At 75.6% G+C, this 17,583-nt stretch carries 9 protein-coding genes; all 9 read left to right on the top strand.

Annotated features, from left to right (window positions below):
- Window positions 1–480: 480 nt before the first annotated feature.
- The 9 genes from ACZ4Z4_RS10600 to ACZ4Z4_RS10560 all read left to right on the top strand — a co-directional run bounded on the left by ACZ4Z4_RS10600 (window position 481) and on the right by ACZ4Z4_RS10560 (window position 17,574).
- The gene (locus ACZ4Z4_RS10600; RefSeq protein WP_468325046.1) at window positions 481–2,547 is read left to right on the top strand and encodes a hypothetical protein; all 2,067 of its coding nucleotides are present in this window, start codon (window positions 481–483) and stop codon (window positions 2,545–2,547) included.
- On the top strand, window positions 2,544–8,456 hold the full coding sequence (locus ACZ4Z4_RS10595; protein WP_468325044.1) for a CHAT domain-containing protein: 5,913 nt from the start codon (window positions 2,544–2,546) through the stop codon (window positions 8,454–8,456). The genes ACZ4Z4_RS10600 and ACZ4Z4_RS10595 overlap by 4 nt, the downstream gene beginning before the upstream one ends.
- Window positions 8,453–8,809, top strand: a complete 357-nt coding sequence (locus ACZ4Z4_RS10590; RefSeq protein ID WP_468325042.1) for a hypothetical protein — start codon at window positions 8,453–8,455, stop codon at window positions 8,807–8,809. The genes ACZ4Z4_RS10595 and ACZ4Z4_RS10590 overlap by 4 nt, the downstream gene beginning before the upstream one ends.
- A complete protein-coding gene (locus ACZ4Z4_RS10585; RefSeq protein WP_468325039.1) occupies window positions 8,802–9,233 on the top strand; it encodes a nucleotide exchange factor GrpE in 432 nt (143 codons plus the stop codon). Before ACZ4Z4_RS10590 ends, ACZ4Z4_RS10585 begins: the two co-directional genes overlap by 8 nt.
- The gene (locus ACZ4Z4_RS10580) at window positions 9,230–11,371 is read left to right on the top strand and encodes an Hsp70 family protein (protein ID WP_468325035.1); all 2,142 of its coding nucleotides are present in this window, start codon (window positions 9,230–9,232) and stop codon (window positions 11,369–11,371) included. Before ACZ4Z4_RS10585 ends, ACZ4Z4_RS10580 begins: the two co-directional genes overlap by 4 nt.
- Window positions 11,368–13,491, top strand: a complete 2,124-nt coding sequence (locus tag ACZ4Z4_RS10575) for an Hsp70 family protein (protein WP_468325033.1) — start codon at window positions 11,368–11,370, stop codon at window positions 13,489–13,491. The genes ACZ4Z4_RS10580 and ACZ4Z4_RS10575 overlap by 4 nt, the downstream gene beginning before the upstream one ends.
- Before the next feature lie 61 nt (window positions 13,492–13,552).
- Window positions 13,553–14,953 carry a hypothetical protein gene (locus ACZ4Z4_RS10570; protein ID WP_468325031.1) on the top strand — a complete coding sequence of 467 codons (1,401 nt, stop codon included), beginning with the start codon at window positions 13,553–13,555 and terminating at the stop codon, window positions 14,951–14,953.
- Complete coding sequence (locus ACZ4Z4_RS10565; RefSeq protein WP_468325029.1) at window positions 14,950–15,444, top strand: hypothetical protein; 495 nt, start codon at window positions 14,950–14,952, stop codon at window positions 15,442–15,444. Before ACZ4Z4_RS10570 ends, ACZ4Z4_RS10565 begins: the two co-directional genes overlap by 4 nt.
- 3 nt (window positions 15,445–15,447) lie before the next feature.
- The gene (locus ACZ4Z4_RS10560; RefSeq protein ID WP_468325027.1) at window positions 15,448–17,574 is read left to right on the top strand and encodes a hypothetical protein; all 2,127 of its coding nucleotides are present in this window, start codon (window positions 15,448–15,450) and stop codon (window positions 17,572–17,574) included.
- Window positions 17,575–17,583: the final 9 nt, after the last annotated feature.

Below are 17,583 nucleotides of genomic sequence, written 5' to 3'. Positions count from 1 at the left end.
GTCGGGCGTGAGGCGGTTTGGGATGACGCCGTTGGGGGTGACGACAACAGGGGTGACACCGCCGGAGGTGCAGCCCCTGGAGGTGCCGCCGCCAAGGGTGAGGCCGGCGGGGACGTCGCCGTCAGAGGTGACGGGGCCGGGGGTGCAGTCGCCAGAGGTGACACCGCTGCCGAGAACACCGTCGGGGACGTCGCCGCCAGGGATGGCGCCGCCAGCGGCGACAGGGCCGGAGGCTCAGCCGCCAGACGTGAGGCCACTGCCGCGGACACCGTCGGGGACGAGGCCGCCAGGGGTCCCGCCAGCGGCGACAGGGCCGCAGGTACAGCCGCCGCAGGTGACGCCACTGCCGAGGACACCGTCGGGGACGGCGCCGCCAGGGATGGTGCCGTCCGAGGTGGCAGGGTCGGAGGTGACGCCGCCGAAGGTGACGTCGTCGGGCGTGCTCGGCTTGCTGCGCGGGCGTGGACCGGGGCGGGGCGGGTGCGGCTCGCGCGTGGGGAGGTCGAGGGCGCGGAGGCGGAGTTCGAGCGGGCGCACGGCCTGCGCCCCGCGGCCGCGGGGCCGCTGCACTGGCTGGGCTGCGCGGCCGCGCACCGCGGGGACCTCGTCGCGGCGGAGCGCCACCTCACCGCGTCCCTCGCCTGCGCCGTCCCGCACAGCCGCAGCCTCGTCCAGCGCGCCTACGTCCACGCCCGCGCGGGCCGCCCGGACGCCGCGCTGAGCGACCTGCGTACCGCCGCCCTGGCCGGGCCGCTCGACGACGAGGCCCGCTGGGTCATGGCGGCCCTCTCCGGCCGCTCCGCCCGCGAGGTCTCGCTGCGGCTGCGCAGGGCAGCCCTCACCTCGCTGGCGGGGCCCGACGACGGAGACCCCGGGGATGGAGACGGGCAGCGACAGGCGGGGCGGGACGGAGCGGGGTGGCGGCGGGACCCGGAGCGGTGGCGGCGGGCCGGTGCGCTCATCGATGCCGCGCGCGTGATTGACCCGGGGCCCTGGCCCTTCGCCCCGCTGTACGCCGTGACCTTGGTGCGGGGCGGGCGGCGCGCCTCCGCCGTCGCGCTGCTCGGTGACGCGGTGCGGCACGATCCGGCCGATCACCGGGTCACCCATACGCTGGCCGTGGCCCTGCTCAACTCGCCCCCTGGCGAGGGCACTTCCGTCTGGGAGCGGTGCGTCGCCGCCTGGGCCGCCCTGCTGCACGACGCCGGGTTCTGGGAGCACGTCCGGACCGCGGCCGCCCGCCGGTACGGCGTTCCGGTCGAGCCCGCCCTCGTGCCCGCCCTGCGCGCCGGGCTGCGCGAGGTGCTCGAACAGCGCGTGCCCGACGACGACACCGCCGCCCGTATCGCGCCCGGCCCGCTGCTCCAGCGCGAGGCCGACGCCGCGAAGCTGCTCGCGGCCGTCGGCGGCTTTCCTCCCGCGGGCGGCGGGGCTCCACTGGTCTGCGGGCCCCTGCGGATCGCCGAGCTCGGCATGTCGGCGGAGTTCGGCGCGTTCGCCGCGGCGCGGGAGGCGATGGTCGGGGGCACCGGGGCGCCCGGGGGGTCCGCCTCGCCGCTCGGGGCACCTGCGGCTCCCTTGCCGCCCGGAGCGCCGGGGACGGCCGCAGCACCTCCACCGTCCGGTACGGCCACGAAGCCCTCGCCCGCCGCGGCACGGGAGGCGACGGCCCCGGGCGCCGGGGGGCCCGCGGGATCCGCCCCATCCCTCACCTACGCCTTCTCCGAACTCGGATTCGCCCAGCTCCTGCTGGGGCAGGGCAAGGCCCCCGACGCCCTGGCCGCGCTGGCGGAGTTGCGTTGTTCCGGATGTCGGGCGGCGCGGGGCGGGACCACAGCCGCCGCCGTGTGTGAGCCGGGGTGTGCGCGGTTCGACGAGTTGAATCCCGGTTACGCGGGGCTTCCGGACAAGCACCGCAGGCTCGCCCTCGACGCACGCGGGCTGGCTCTGGAGGCGCGGTTGAGCATGGGGAGAAATGAACTGCGCCTCGCCAGGCCCGACTTCGGGGCCGTCGCCGCTTCCTGGCGGCGGGCGCTGGTGCACAGCCGGGAGCTGGACCGGTACCGCGAGACGCAGACCGCCATCGTCGACATGGCGCTCGGCGCGGCGCGCGAGGCACACCGCGCGGGGCGGCTGAGCCTCGCCGTGGACACGCTCGACGTGACGCGGTCGGTGATCGGGGCGAACGAGCGGGCCCGCCTTGAGGGGCAGTTGGCGCGTGTGCTGGCCGACCGGGGGATCTCCATGGCCAACGACGAGGAGGCGCTGCTCGACCAGCCCGCCGCCGACCTGCGCCGCTCCGTCGCCTTCAACCCGCACCTGCTGCGGGCGCAGGTCAGCCTCGGTGTCGTGCTGCGCGGGCTGGCCCTGGCCCGCTGGAGCTCGGGCAGCCTGTCGGGCGCGCGGGCGACCCTGCGCGAGGCCATCGACCAACTCACCGCCGCTCTCGCGTACTTCCCGGACGACCCCTACCTCGAAGAGCAGCGGGAAGCCGCGGTCGCCGACCTCAACCACGTCATGTGGCAGTCCGACGAGAGTGAGCAGTGACGGCCGTGCTCACCTACGAGGAACTCCGCATCCGGGTCCGTCGCGTCGGCGCGGCCCGCTATCTCGTGACCGCCAACGGACCGGCGTGCGCCGCCGAGGTCATCGCGGTCGGCGGGGAACCCGCGGCGTTCCGTGAGCAGTGGGACCGGCTGATCTCGGCGGAGCTCGGCCTCGCGCCGATGGGCGAGCAGCACACCGTGGCCCAGCTGCGGGCGCTCGGCCGGGGCGTCTACCGGCTGCTGTTCGGCGACGCGGGCCCGGCGGAGGAGGAGGACGCGGACGAGGCCTGTGAAGGGGTTGGGGCGCATGTCGGGGTGTGCGTCGTCGCGGCGCTCGACCGCGCCCAGCGGATGCGTCCGGCGCGCGGCCTTCGCCTCCGCTTCGATCTGCCGCCCGAGCTGCGCGACCTCCCCCTGGAGTCGCTCTGCGCGCCGCCCGGCAGCCCCCAGCAGTCGCTCGCCCTCAGCCACGGCTACTCGTTGGTGCGTTCGCTGGCGGGCGGCCCGCTGGGGCAGCGGCTGCCCGAACCCGCGGACGAGCCGAGCCTGATCCGGCTCCTGGTCGCCTGCGCCTCGCCCCGCGGGCTCGCCCCGCTGCGGGCCGCCGCGGAGGTGGCCGCGCTCCGCCAGGACCTGCCCGAAGTGGCCGTACAGACCACGGTGTTGGAACGGGCGACGCGCGCGAACCTGGAGTCGGCCCTGGGTGCGCACCCCGAACTCCCCACGGCCGTCCTGCTGATCGCGCACGGCTCGTACGACCAGGAGATCGGTCAGGGCGTGGTGGCCCTGGAGACGGAGACCGGTGGCGTCGACCGGGTGCCCGCGGACCTGCTCAGCGCGATGCTGCTCAAGGCGCGGCGGCTCAGGCTCGTCGCCCTCAATCTCTGTTCCGGGGCGGACAGTTCGCACCTCGAACCGTTCTCCGGGCTCGCCCAGGCCCTGATCGGCGGGGGCGTGCCCGCCGTGGTGGCGATGCGGGGGCGGGTCAGCGACGTGTCGGCGGGCGTGTTCAGCCCCGAGCTGCTGAAGGGCATCGCGGCCAACAAGACCGTCGACGAGGCCGTGGCCGCCGCACGGCTGCGCATCTCCCACCAGCCGGAGCACACGGCGGTGGAGTGGGCGACGCCCGCGCTGTTCCTGCACGAGGGGTGCCGGCAGGGCTGGCTGTTCAAGGCGCGCGAGGTGCGGGACGACGAGTTCGGTGCCGGGGCGGCCGCGGATCCGCTGCGCGAGGGCGAGGACGCGCTGCGGACCTTCCAGAGCCCCGTCGGCCACGTCGGCTCGGCGGTCCTGATCGGTGCCGCCCGCTTCCAGCGCGACCTCGGGCACTGGGGGCAGGTCCTCGGCATCCTGCGGACGGCGACGCGGAGTTACGCCGACGAGCAGCGCCGGATGCGGGCCGAGGCCGCCTTCGAGCTGGCCTGGCCCGAGTTGGAGAAGCTGTGCGCGCTGCTCGCCGGGGAGCGGGACGCGGCGGCCGCGGAGGCGCAGCTCGACGTGGTGCGCGAGCTGCTGCCGGGGCCGGTGCCGGGCGCGCTCGCCGCGGAGGTCGCCGGGCTGCGGCGGCTCACCTCCCTCGTCGACGAGGCGCGCGCCGCGGAGCGGGCCGGGGACTGGACCACGGCGATCGAACGGTACGAGGAGGTGCTCGCCGCGCGGCCCGGCGGGCTGCGGGACGTGCCGGAGCGGCTCGCGGCGGCACGGGACGAGTTGCACGTGGTCCGTACCTGCGAGGCCGCCGAGCGGGCACGGCAGGCGGGCGACTGGGCCGCCGCGGCCCACGGCTACGCGGCCGTCCTCGCGCTCCGCCCGGCGCACGACGTCGCCACGGCGTGGTCCTCCTACGTGGCCGGCCGCGCCGCCGAGGAACGCGCCGACTGGCGTACGGCCGAGTCCGCGTACGCGGTGTGCGCGGGGGTCGACGACGCGGCGCCGCGGGCGGCGTACGCGCGGGGGCGGGCGGCGGCGGAGTCCGGGGACTGGTCCGCGGCGCGGGAGGCGTTCGCGCAGGCGGGGCCCGGCCGCGGCCCGTGGGAGGCCTATTGCGCGGGCAGGGCGGCGGAGGTGACCGGCTCGTGGGCGGCGGCGGCCGAGAGCTTCGCGGCCGCGGACGGTTTCCTGGACGGTGGCGTGCGGCTGCTGTATGCGCGCGGCTGCGACGCGGCGGAACGGGGCCGGTTCGCCGCGGCCCTGGCGGACCTGGAGGCGGCGGCCGCGCAGGGGTGGCGTGCCGCGGAGCCGTTCCTCGGGGATCTGCGCGCGCATGTGTACGAGGCGGCTTTGGCCTGCGTGGACGCCGCGGACTGGCCGGGCGTGCTCTCCCACCTCGTCGTCCTGCCGGATGACTTCCGCGCCACCCGCCCGCTGCGGCAGTACGCGCAGGGCAGGTCGGCGGCGGCCGCGAGCGACTGGGCCGCCGCGGCGGAGGCCTTCGCGGAGTGTGTGGGCGCCGGGGCGGCGGAACACATCCCTCCCGACGCTCAGGATCTCTGTGCCTACGCCCGGGGGCGCCTCCGTCAGGCGGAGGGGCGGTGGGACGAGGCGCTCGCTCTGTTCGGCGGGCTGCCGTCCGAGATGGGGGACGTACCGGACCGGCTGTTGTACGCGCGGGGGCGGGCCGCCGACGCGCGGGGAGAGTGGAACGGCGTCATCGACGGGTTCGGGCGGCTGCCCGACGGTTACGCGGACGGCGAGGTGGGTGTCCGGCGGCTCTACGCACGCGCGCGCGTGGCCGCCGACCTGCGCGGCGACTGGACGGCCGTGCTCAGCCTCCTCACCGGCGTACCGGACGCGGCGCGGGAGGGCGCGGTGGGCGCCCTGCGCCGGAAAGCCGAGGGCCGCCGGGCGGAGGAGAACGGTGACTGGGCGTCGGCCTGCGAGATCCACGGCCGAGCGTTCCCGGACGGCGCCCCGAAACCCCGGGGCGGGACACACAGCCCGCCACCCGCAGCAGGGACCGGCTCCACACCCGGGCAGAGCACCCGCCCCACACCCGGAGACGGGACCGACTCCACCCTCGGGCGGAAGGTCGGCCCGCCCCCCGGAGACGAGACCAACCCCACGCCCGGGAGAGAAGCCGACCGCACACCCCGCTCCGGGGCGGGGGTCGCGGCCAGCGCCGAGGCCGGGGTCGGGGTCGCGGCCGGGGCCGAGGTCGGGGCCGAAGCCTGGACCGCAACCGAGACCGGGACCGGGACCGGCGTTACCCCCGACCCCGAAGCCCTCCACCTCTACCTCTACGCCCTCGCCCGTACCCACGAGCTGGGCGAGCGGTGGCAGGAAGCGCTTGATGTCTATCGGGAGATGGATGAGGGGTGGGCCGATGTCGGGGTGCGGCGGCGGTATGTGTGGGTGCGGGGGGAGGAGGCGGGGGCCGAAGGGGGCGAGGACTGGCGGCGGGTCGTCGAGGCGTACGCGGCGTTGGAGCGGGAGGGCGTGCGGGGCGTGGACGTCGCCGCGCGGGGACGGTACGCGCGCGTGCGGGCCGCCGAGGCCGAGGGGGACTGGGCCGGTGTGGCCGCCGAGGCCGACGCGCTGGGGACCCACCGGGACGCGCCCGCCGTCGCCGCCTACGCCCGCGGCCGCCTCGCCGACGCGCACCAGGAGTGGCAGCGGGCCGCCGACGCCTTCCGGCAGTGCCGGGGGTACCGGGACGCCGACGCCCATCTGGCGTACGCGGAGGGCCGGTTGCTGGAGGCGGCGGGGCGGTGGAGCGCCGCCGTCGCCGCGTACGAGCGGGCGGGCGGCGCCCTGGACCGGGCGGATGTGCGGTGCCGCAGGCTGCGGCGGCTCGTCGGGCTGCTGCCCTGGGCGGACGGGCTGACCGGCGCTCCCCTGGTCGCCGACCCGTTCGCGGTGCGGGACCAGGCGTTCCCGTACCTGGCGCTGCGCGACGCGGGCGTCGACCCCGGCGCCTCCATGGACGTCGTCAAGAACGCCTCGTACGCCCTCCTGGAGCGCGGCTCCATGTCGTGGCACGAGCGGGTGGCCCTGGAGCGGCTGCGGCTCCCTGGCCGGCGTCTGCAACTCGACGCGCTGCTCTACCGGTGGCACTCCCCCGCCGCCCTGCGGGACGCGCTGGCGGGGCTCTCGCCGGACGACGGGCCCGGCCTCCTCGACGCGCTGTGCGAGCGGTCCCCGCAGGACGCCCCGCTGCTGCTCCTGCTGGCGCGGGACCGGGAGGCGGCCGTCGCCGAGTGGGAGCGGCGGCTGACGGCGGCGCCCGGCGACATGGCCGTACTGCACGGGCTGGCCGCCGCCCGGCTGTGGCAGGCGCAGGAGCTGGAGCAGAGCGGGGCGTGGGAGCACGCGGTGCGGGCCTGGGAGTCGGCGCTGGCGTACTGGGCGACGCTGCTCAGCGACGACGAGTACTGGGACGGCTGGCGCGCCGAGCGTGCCGCCGCCTACGAACGCGACGTGACGCACGACGACATGGCGTCGCTGCGCTGGGAGCTCAGCCAGCACCTCTTCGGGCAGCTGTCGGCGTACGAACAGCGGCACAGCGAGCAGGATCGTCCCCAACAGGCGGACTCCTATAGGGCCTTGGCCGCCCTCTTGGAGTCCGAGCTGGGTGGTGCGCGCGTCCTCAAGGACGTGGGGGGTCTGCCGTCCGTGCCGGGCGCGGGCGCCACGCTGGCCTGCGGGCCGCGCTATCTGCGGCTGCTGCGTCTCCAGGAGCCGCTCGCGGAGCTCGCCGCGGGCCTCGACGCGGCCGCCCAGCAGGGCAAGGACCCCGGCGAGTACGCGGTCCGTGAACTGCGTTGGGCCTTCTCGGAGTTGGCGCCGGGCTTCGCGCTGTCGGAGGTGCGGAAGTTCGAGGCGGCGCTGCGCTCGCTGCCCGCCTTCCGCACCCTGACCACTCTGCCCGAGGACTGCGCCGGCCCCGCGTCGCAGGCGGCGCACACCGACGCGTGCGAACACTGCCAGGACTTCCTGCGGCGCAACCCCGCGTACGTACGGCTGCCGCGCCGGCACGCCCGGCTCCTCCAGGACGGCGTCGAACTCGCCGTGCACGTCCGGCTCGCCCTCGCGATCACGGCCCTGACGCGCGGCGACGGCGGTCTCGACGAGGCGTTGGCGCACTGGGCCGAGCTGGTGAAGGTGTCCCGCAACGCGGGCATGCAGGCCCGCTCCAAGAAGGCCGTGATCCGTACGGTGCTCGGCCGCGTCGAGGCGCTCACCGACGAGGACGGCGTGCAGCTCGGCAGCTGCCTCGACGAGGCCGTCACGCTCGTCGAGTCGGCCCTCACCGTCCTGCACCCGCTCGACCGGGAGCTGCTCAGCCAACTGCACGCGAAACTCTCCGCGTTGCTGTCCATGCGCGGCGTGTGGCGCGGCTACACCCGCACCAAGCACGGCATGCGCTCCGACATGCACGGCGCGGAGGCCGATCTGCGCCGCGCGCTCGCCCTCAACCCGGAGTCGAGCCACGCCCGCGACAACCTCGCGCGGGCCTTCGTCTTCACCCTCGACGAGCGGACGTACGAGGTGCCCTCCCGTCTGAAGCTGCTGCACGAGGCGCTCGGCCTCCTCGACGTGGGCCTCGGCCAGGCGCTGACGCACCGGTACCGCGAGACGCTCGGCGAGGCCCTCGACGAGCTGGAGAAGCTGCTCACCCGGCACCTCGGCGTCGCCGGCATGGGCGCCCTGATCCGCAGCGACGGCCAGGAGGCGCCGCCCGACGACAACGACCTGGCGTCGTGGGCGGCCGAGCTGACCGACCGGGCGGAGCGGGCGCTGCGCCGCGGCGACATCCTGTGGGCCCTGCACCATCTGATCCGCGCCACGCGCGCGGAGCCCACCGACAGCCGGATCAGACGGGCCCTGCTCGACGCCGTGCACCGCTGGCTCGCCGAACTCGTCCCGGACACCAAGCCACTCGATGACGGAGAAGGAGGCAGCGTCGCGTGATCGAGGACCCTTCCGCCGACGGGGGCGGACCCTCGCCCTACGAAGTGCTCGCCCCGGTGGGTGTGACTCCCTGGACGTCCCACAAGGACATGCAGGACGTCTCCTTCGAGCTGCTGGCCCGGCATCTGATGACGCCGGTCACCCAGCAGGCGTGGGACGAGCTGCGCGGTGTACGCCGCAGACTGCTCGTCGACCTGTTCCTGTACGACGTGGACCCGGCCGCCGAAGTCCCCCTGGCGGTGGCCGGGATCGACCGGGCGATCGCCGCCGGGCCGGAACCGGCCCCGCAGGGCGCGGCGCACGCCACGGACGACCTGAGCGAGCTGTTCGACCTGATCCGGTTCGATGTCTGACCCCACGGCCCGGCTCGCCTACGAGCACGCCCGCGACCTGGCCGCCCGTGACGCCGCGCACCGCGCGCTCACCGAGCGGCTGCTGCTGCGCTGCGCCGACGCCCTCGACTCCTTCGACCGGCTCCTCGCCGACGGCGCGGCGAGCGATGTGGAGACGTACCGCGGAAGCCTGGCGCTGATCGCCGGACAGCTGGAGAGGGACCTGGCGGAGGAGGGGTTCGAACGCGTCGGGCACGTCGGTGAGCCGGCCGAACCGGCCACGCACCACATCGTCGAGGTGCGCGCCGCGCCGCCCGGAGCGGCCGGCGACGAGGTCCTGGAAGTGGTGCGGCGCGGATACCGGTACCGGGGGCAAGTGCTGCGCGCCGCCCGGGTGGTGGTCGCCGCCGACGGCGGCACGGAGCAAGGGACGGAGCGGGAATGAAAGCCATCGGTATCGATCTCGGCACCACGAACAGCGCGGTCGCCGCCCACGATCCGCACCGCGCGGACATCGCGGTGCTCACCAACAGCAAGGGCGAGCGGCTCACGCCGTCCGTGGTCGGCGTCATGCACCGTGACGGCAAGGACCAGCCGCTGGTCGGCGAGGACGCGCTGAACTGGGCGGTCAGGCAGCCCAAGGAGACCATCGTCTCCGTCAAGCGCCTGATGGGCAGGGACTTCGCCGACGCGTCGGTGGCGCGGGCGCGCGACCGGATGAGCTACGAGATCGTGGAGGGCCCCGACGACGACCCGCGGGCGTACGTGCTGCTCGGCGGGCGCGCCCGCACCCCCGCGGAGATCTCCAGCGTGATCCTGGACAAGCTGGTCAGGGACGCCTCGCGGGTCCTCGGCGAGCCCGTGACGCACGCCGTGATCACGGTGCCCGCCTACTTCCGGGACGCGCAGCGGGCCGCGACGCGCGAGGCCGCCGAGAAGGCGGGCCTGGTGGTGAAGAAGATTGTCGACGAGCCGACGGCGGCCGCGGTCGCCTTCGGCCTGCACAAGCCGGGCGGGGCGCGCAGCCGGGTCCTCGTCTACGACCTGGGCGGCGGCACCTTCGACATCTCGATCCTCAACACGGTCAAGGACCAGGAGGGCCACAGCCAGTTCCAGGTCCTGCGGGCGGCCGGTGACATCTGGCTGGGCGGCGACGACTTCGACCTGGCGATCGTGGAGCGGATCATCGCGTGGATGCGGGAGGAGCACCACGTGGACCCGGCCGGGGACAAGGGCTTCCTGTTCCAGGCGAAGAAGGCCGCCGAGCGCGCCAAGCGGGAGCTGAACGACATGCCCGAGGCGTACATCGTGATCCCGGCGGCGTACCGCAGCGAGAACGGTGTCCTCGACGTCGAGATGAAGCTGACGCGCGGCGAGTTCCAGGGGATGATCGCGCCGCTGGTGGCCCGCACCATGGATCTGGTCCAGGAGTCCCTGGCCCGCTACGAACTCTCCACCGACGACATCTCCGACGTCCTCCTCGTGGGCGGCGGCACGCTCACCCGCCCGGTGTACGAGGCGGTCGAGGCGTTCTTCGGCGCCGACAAGGTCCGCAGGAACATCAACCCCATGGAGTGCGTCGCCTTCGGCGCGGGCGTGCTCGCCGAGACGCTGCGCGGCGTCGAGTGCTCGGACGCGGAGTGCGCCAAGGTCAACGAGTACGGGGCGGACGCGTGCGGGGCCTGCGGCCGCAGCCTCGCCGACGGGCGCTCCAAGGGCGACACGGGGCTGTACGAGTCGACGCCGATGGCGATGGGCATCGCCGCGATCAAGGGCAGTCAGCGCGACGTGTTCGTCGAGATCATCGAGGCCGGCTCGCCCTATCCGCTCTCCGAGCCGCGCCGGCGCACCTTCCACGCCACCGACAGCCGCCGCATCCGCGTGCCGGTCTACGAGGGCGACAGCAAGGTGGCCAGCGAGAACCACGAGCAGGGCGTCGTCGAGTTCGAGCTGCCGCAGGAGATCGAGGTCAACCGGCAGGTGGACGTCTCCTTCAACTACTCGGCGGACCGCATCATCACGGTGCGGATCTCGGTGCGCGGCACGGACATGGTCCACGAGGCCACTCCGAGCAGGGAGAAGCCGCGCACCCCGCCGCCCGAGCCCGTCGAGGAGCTGGACAGCGCGGTGCTGCGCGAGCAGCTGGGCTTCGCCGAGCGGGAGGCCGACCACTTCCTGAAGCGGTACGGGCCCTACATCGAGCCGGTGCAGGCGATGAAGGTGCGCCGCGACATCGAGCAGGCGCAGCGGGCGGTCGCGATGGGCGACAGCGGCGAGTACAAGCGCCTCACCGAGCTGCTGCTCGACGACATGTACCGGCAGTGCGGTCTGGCCAGCCAGTTCCGGCAGGCCGAGCTCGCCTCCGAGGGCGCGCCTCCGGAGACGGTCCGGCAGATCAACGAAGCGGTCGAGTACGTCAAACAGGCCCACCGCCAGGGCAACAGCGTGGGGACCGCCCAGCAGGCCCGCAACCTCGTGAACCTGGTCGCGCTCGCCCAGTCCGAGCGTGCCGTGCCGACCCTGCCCGACAAGCCGGACTACGAGGGCATCCTGCGGTTCGCCGAAGAGACGGCGGGCGGATGACACAGGCGCGGCCCGCGGCGGGCACGGCGGCGCCCGTCAGCCTCGGCATCGACTTCGGCGCCACGGGCATCCGCGCGCTGTACGCCCTGCCGAACGGGCCGGGGCGGCGGCTCGACGCGGAGTGGGGCGACGGGCCGTGGCTGCTGTGCGAGCCGGCCGACATGGGCGAACTCCCGGTGACCTTCCCGAGCCTCAAGAGCCGCCTGGGCAGCGGGCGTCCGGTGCACATCGGGGGCAAGCCGGTCGACGCGGACCGGGTCGTGGTGCGGCTGCTGCGGTCCGTACGGGAGCGCGTGGAGGCGGCGGCGCCGGGGCGCGTGGCACAGACCGTGATCAGTGTGCCCGCGCGGTTCGGCTCGGCGCAGCGGGCGGCGCTGCGGGACGCGGCGCGCGAGGCGGGCCTCGACCCGGCGCGGCTCGTCAGCGACTCCATGGCCGCGGTGATCGGCCGCATGACGGACCGGGACAGCGGGACGTGCCTGGTCTACGGCATGGGGTACGAGGGGTACGAGCTCGGTCTGATCCGCAGTGTCCGCGGCCACTTCCGCTCCCTCGGCTACGAGGGCGGTGCGACGTCGGGCGGGCGCGCCTTCGACGCGGAGACGCTGTCGTCGGCGGTGCGGCTGCTGCGCAGGCACCGTGGCGCGGCCTCGGTCACCGGGGTCGACGCGGCCGTCTGGCAGGGGCTTCGCGCGCGCGGGCAGGAGGCGCGGGAGGCGCTCGGCGCACCGGGCGGCCCCGAGGCGGCCGTGCTCGACCTGGAGCTCGGCCACGGGCCCGCGCTCTGGGTGCGGTTCGCGCGGCCGGACCTCGACGCGTATCTGGACCGGCACGTGGGGCGCACCCTCGACCGGGCCCAGGCGCTGCTCGACCAGTCAGGGATGACGTCGTCGGACGTGGACACGCTGCTGCTCGTGGGCGGAAACACCCGGATGGAACAGGTGCGTTCACGGGTCGCGGGGCTCGGCGGACAGAGCGTGCAGGCGCCGCCGGAACTCCTCGCGCTGGGCGCCCTGAAGCACGCGGTGCGCCTCGCGGGCGGCGCGGCGTCGACCGGCCCCGCCGCCCTGGAGGAGGGCCCCCTGGAACCCTCCGGCTCCACCCACGACACCCTCTCCGACGCACCACCCCTCACGGCGACGCTGGTGGGGCTGGAGGGGCGGGGGCCGGAGTCGGGGGGTGCGCGCGGGGGTGCCGCTTCGGCTGACGCGCGGGGCGGGGGCGGGAGTGGGGTGGGTGACGCGGGGGGTGTGGGTGCCGGAGGGGGTGCGGGTGCCGGGCGGAGTGTGGATGGCGGGCGGGAGCCGGATGTCGTACAGGTCGCGGACACCGCCGGGCGTGAGGAGCGCGCCGGGCGGGAGCTGCGGCAGGCGCGGATGCTGGTCCGGCAGGGGCGGGAGGGGGATGCGGCCGCGCTGCTGCGGGAGATCATCGCGGAGGCGCGGGAGCTGCTCGACGAGCTGGACCGCCGTCCCCCGCCGTCAGCCGCACCCGGACCACCCGCACATGAACCCCGCGTACACGAACCACCCTCACACGCACCACCTGTACACGAACCGCCCGCCCCCGACACCGCCCCGCCCCCCATGACGGCCGAGGCCGCGCCGCCGCCCGCCGGGCCCGCCTCCGGTTCCGTCTCCGGGGCGGCCCTCGACCAGGGCTCCCGGCGTCGGCTCGCCCGCGCGCGGGCCCTCCTGTCGCTCGGCCGGTACGACCACGCCGTACAGGCCGCGCACCTCGCGTGGCAGGACGCGGCGACGCGGCCGACCGGCGCCGACATGCTGGACGCGATGATCGACGTGCACTGCGCGGCCGCGATGGCGGACATGGCGCCCGAGCACTTCGCCGACGCCGAGCGGTGGCTCAACTGCGCGTACAACCACGATCCGACGAACGTGCGCGTACGCGGCCTGCTCGCCGAGCGCACCTTCCGGCACGCCGTGGAACTGGACCGGCGCGGTGCGCGGGATGAGGCGATAGAGGCCCTGGGGAAGTGTCTTACATGGGACCCTGAACACGCCGAGGCGGACGCGCTGTTGCGGCGGTTGAACCGTGACGGCAGGAACCGGCGGGGCAGGGGGGACGTCCTCGGGCAGAGGCCCCTCGATCCGCCCACGTGAGGCACTTCGCAGCAAACCGTAGGCAGAGCACCAGCACGCCGTAAGCCAGGGAGGGTTCCGTTTGACGCCCGCACAACTGCTCGACAAAGCCTTGATCGTCAAGGAGTTGCGGCGGCTGGCGGGCCTGCCAGCGCTCACGCCGCGATCGGCCGAACTGGCCGTGCTGCACGAGGACTTGAGCTCCGACAACCGGCTCGACCGGTGGGCTGAGATCGACCTCGTCCAGACGTACGTACGTCCGGAGAGCGTCCGCGTCGCCCCCGACCTGCGGCCGGGGCGGCACGACCGCCTCCTGGAGGCGGCCCTCGGAGTCCTCGTCTTCGTACCGCTGCTGATCACCTGGTTCGGCCTGCGGGAGGCCGTGCGCGCGTACGGGGAACTCGCCGACGAGGACTCCGAGCAGTCCACGCGCCCCTTCCTCCAGCTGTGGCAGTCCGGCTTCGGCGGGCACCTCTCGTCGCTCGGCCGCTTCGAGAACGTGGCGCTGATGGCGGTCCTCCTGATCGCCCTGCTCGTGGGGCTCTCCGTGTGGCACGCGCGCGTGCGGGTGCGCTCCGAGCGCGCCGACGACGCGCGGGAGGCGGAGCAGGACCGGCTGCTCGCGGAGCTGGCGTCGGTGCTCACGCGCACGCAGATGCTGCTCGCGTCGCACCGCAGCGCGTCGCCCCAGCAGTTCACCGCGGAGCTCACGAAGGCCGCCCTGAAGATGCAGCAGCTGACGAACAGGGCGGAGCGGAGCCACAACGCGCTCACCGGCGCCACGACCTCGGTCGGCCAGGCCACCGACGCGCTCAAGCAGGCGGCGCAGTCCCTCACGAAGGAGGTGCCGAAGCTCGGCGACGCGGCGGACCGCATCAACACCACGCTGCGCACCGGCACGGAGGAGACCGCCAAGGCGGGGCGCGCCAACGCGCTCGCGGCCCGCGGGATCGCCGACCACGTCAAGGCGGCGGGCGACACGGTCGAGGCGTCCCTCAAGGCCCTCGTCGCGGCCCAGCAGTCGCTCGTCGCGAAGTCCGAGTCGGTGGCGAAGGCGACCGAGCTGGCCTCGCGGGCCCTGGTGACGAGCACCGGGCGCACGGGCGACGCGGTGGACGGCATGCGTGAGGCCACGGAGCGCTGGGACGCGGCGGCGGCCCACTGGCAGGACGCGGCCGCCCGCCTCGACGCCCGTATCGACACGCTGGCGGGCGCACTGCCCGCGCTGTCGCCGCGGGGCGGGGCGTACGGAGGGGGCGACGGGGCGTACGGCAGCAATGGCGGATCCGTGAACGGCGGCAGTCGCTCGCCCGACGCGGCGTACGGCAACCACAGCCCCGCTCCCGGGAGTTCCGTGCCCGTGCAGAGCCCGCCCCTCGACACGCCACTGGATCCGTCGCCGGACGTACCGCTCGACGCGCCGCTCGATCCCCCGACCACGCGCCTGCCGCCGCCGGGCCCGCGGGACGGAGGCGCCGCGTGAGCCGAGGCGGCCGCACCCCGCGGCGGCGCGGTGGCCGGCCCGGGGTCGTCGTGCTCGCGGGGTGGCTCTTCGCCGACCTGCTGCTCGTGCTCGCGCTGGTGTCGATGGCCGACCGGCCCGACCCGCAGGCCGACGACCGGCCCGAGCCCCGCCCGTCGAAGAGCGGTTCGGCCACACCCACGCCGACGGGGCCGCGCGCCGTGGACCGGCGTCCGCGGGAGTTCGAGGTGGCGGGCCGGGACAAGGGCGACCTCGTCGAGCAGATCAGGAAGGACACCCGCACGTGGGCGGGGCGCGAGGCCGCGCTCGTCCTCACCTTCGGCGGCAGTTCGAACGGTACGGCCTACGCCCACCGCGTCAACGGCCTGCTGGGCAAGGCCCGTCCGGAGATGTTCACCGGGAAGACGGCGACGGACGACTACCACAGCCTCGGCAAACGCGCGGAGACCGCGGTGGTCCGCGTCTACTTCTACACGGCGCCGGGCGGCTGAGCCATGGCGGTCCTGCGTCCCGGCGAGCACCCGAAGGCGAGCGGCGCGCGCCCGCCGCTGCCCGTCCTGCCCCGCTGCCCCGGCCTGCGCGGCTACGTGCAACTCCGCGACGCCATGCTCCAGTTGAACTTCCGGCACGCGGCGGACGCCCTGCGCGCACCCACCCCCGCCCCCGCGCACGACACCGTGTTCGGCACGCTCCCCAAGGCCCGTACGGACGACGGCTTCCGCGTCCTCGACGGGCTCTGGTTCCCGGGCCGCGGCGGCCTCTGGCACCGCGTCGACCTGCCCTTCGTCCGGCGGGCGCGCGGCCGGTGGCTCTCCTCGTCGGATCCGCGGGCCGACACCGCCGCGGCCGTGGTGGACACGCTGGAGACCCTGGTGCGGGACGACGCGATGGGGCTGCGGCGCCTGGTCCTGTGGGAGCTGTGCTGCCTTCTCAGGGACGGCGGCGAGCGGCCCGGCGAGGCCGACGCCGTCGCCCTCGGTGTGCACCGCAGCGAGGCGGGGGCGCTCGCCGCGGCCGTCGCCGCCGGGTTTCCCGCGACCGGCCCCGCCCGGCATGCCGCCGAGACCCTCAACGACGTGTGGCCCGGCGTGCGGCTGCGCGCGGCGGAGCGGCTCGTGGCGCGGCTTCCGCGCGCGTCCGAGTACCCCGACGGGCCGGCCGACCACCGCCTCGCCGCACTCGTCGACGGGGTCCGCGCGCGGGCCGACGAGGTCGGGCGGCTCGCGGCGGACGCCGCGGCGGCGGAGGCCGGCGGCGCGTTGCGCACGGCCGCGGACGCCTGGCTCGGCGCGCTGCGCCTGGCCCGGGACGACCCGGAGGCCCAGGTGGGGCTGCTGCGCGTGGCCGCGCTCCTCGCCGACGACGCCTTCGCCCCGGCGGGCACGCGGGTGACGGCCGTGCCCGACGACCGCGCCGTACGCCTGTCCTGGTGCGCGCCCGAGCGCGGCGGCCGACTCGACGACGTCTCGTACCGCGTCCTGCGTTTCCCCGACGGCGCCCCGCACCTGGCCGTCGAGACGGCGGCGGGCGAGAGGGGCCTCGGCTCCGTCGACGCGGACGCGCCCGTCGGCAGGACCCTCCGGTACGCCGTCGTCCCGCTGCGCGGGGACCGCCTCGCCGGTGTGCCGCGCGTGACCGCCCCGGTGCTGCTCACCCCGGTGGTGACGGAGCCGCGCGCCGCCGTCGTGCCGGGCGGGCTGCTCCTGCGGTGGCGGCCCGACCCGGCGGCGGCCGAGGTGCGGGTGACGCGGTCGGGGGCCGGGGCGGACACCGGCGGCTGGGGAGCGGCGTCCCTGGTGCGGGTGCCGTGCGAGCACGACCGGGTGCTCGACGTGCCGCTCGCCCCGGGGACGTACACGTACGAAGTGCGCTGCGGCTACCGCGATCCGGACGGCGACCTCGTCTGGTCCCGCGGTGTGACCGTCACCGCCCGCGCCGAGCAGTGGCCCTCGCCGGTGGAGGAGCTCACCGTGCGGCGGCATCCGGACGGCGAGCGGGTGACCATCGCCTGGCGGCCGCCCGCCCTCGGCGACGGCCTGCTCCTGCCGTGGTCGGCGGGGCCCGTCGAGCCGGGCACGGACGTCTCCGACGTCGTGGGCCTCGTGGACCGGATCCCGGCGACGGCGGTGGGCGCCGAGTCGTACGTCGAGCTGACGCCGGCGCCCGAGCAGCGGGTCAGGGTCACGGCGGTGAGCGTCCTGGGCGAGCGGGCGGTGTCGGGTCCCAGCGTCGTCATCGAATACCCGGCCCAGGTACGGCAGTTGACGGCCCGCCGCATCGCCGCCGACCGCGCCGAGCTGCACTTCGACTGGCCGGAGCCCGCGGTCCTCGTGCGCGCGGCGTGGACCGACGGGCAGCGGGGCGGAGAGCGGCGCGTCGCGCGCAGCACGCACCGCGCCGGACATCCCGTCGTCGTCCCCGTCCCGGCGACGGAGTGCACCATCACGGTGACCCCGCTCCCCCGCCCCGACGCGGTGGCGATCCCTACTGCCCCGACCAGCACCGTCCTGCCCTCGGCGCCCCCGCCCCCGCCGCCACCCCCACCACCGCCCGCCCTGTCCCGCTGGACGACGTGGTGGCGTCGGCACTGGCGCCGCCGACGCCGGCCGGCAGGCCCTTGAGAGGGCCGG

Source organism: Streptomyces sp. NPDC030245 (genome assembly GCF_055572995.1).
Note: the sequence above shows the minus strand (reverse complement) of the source record. Positions and strands in the feature narration are given on the sequence as shown.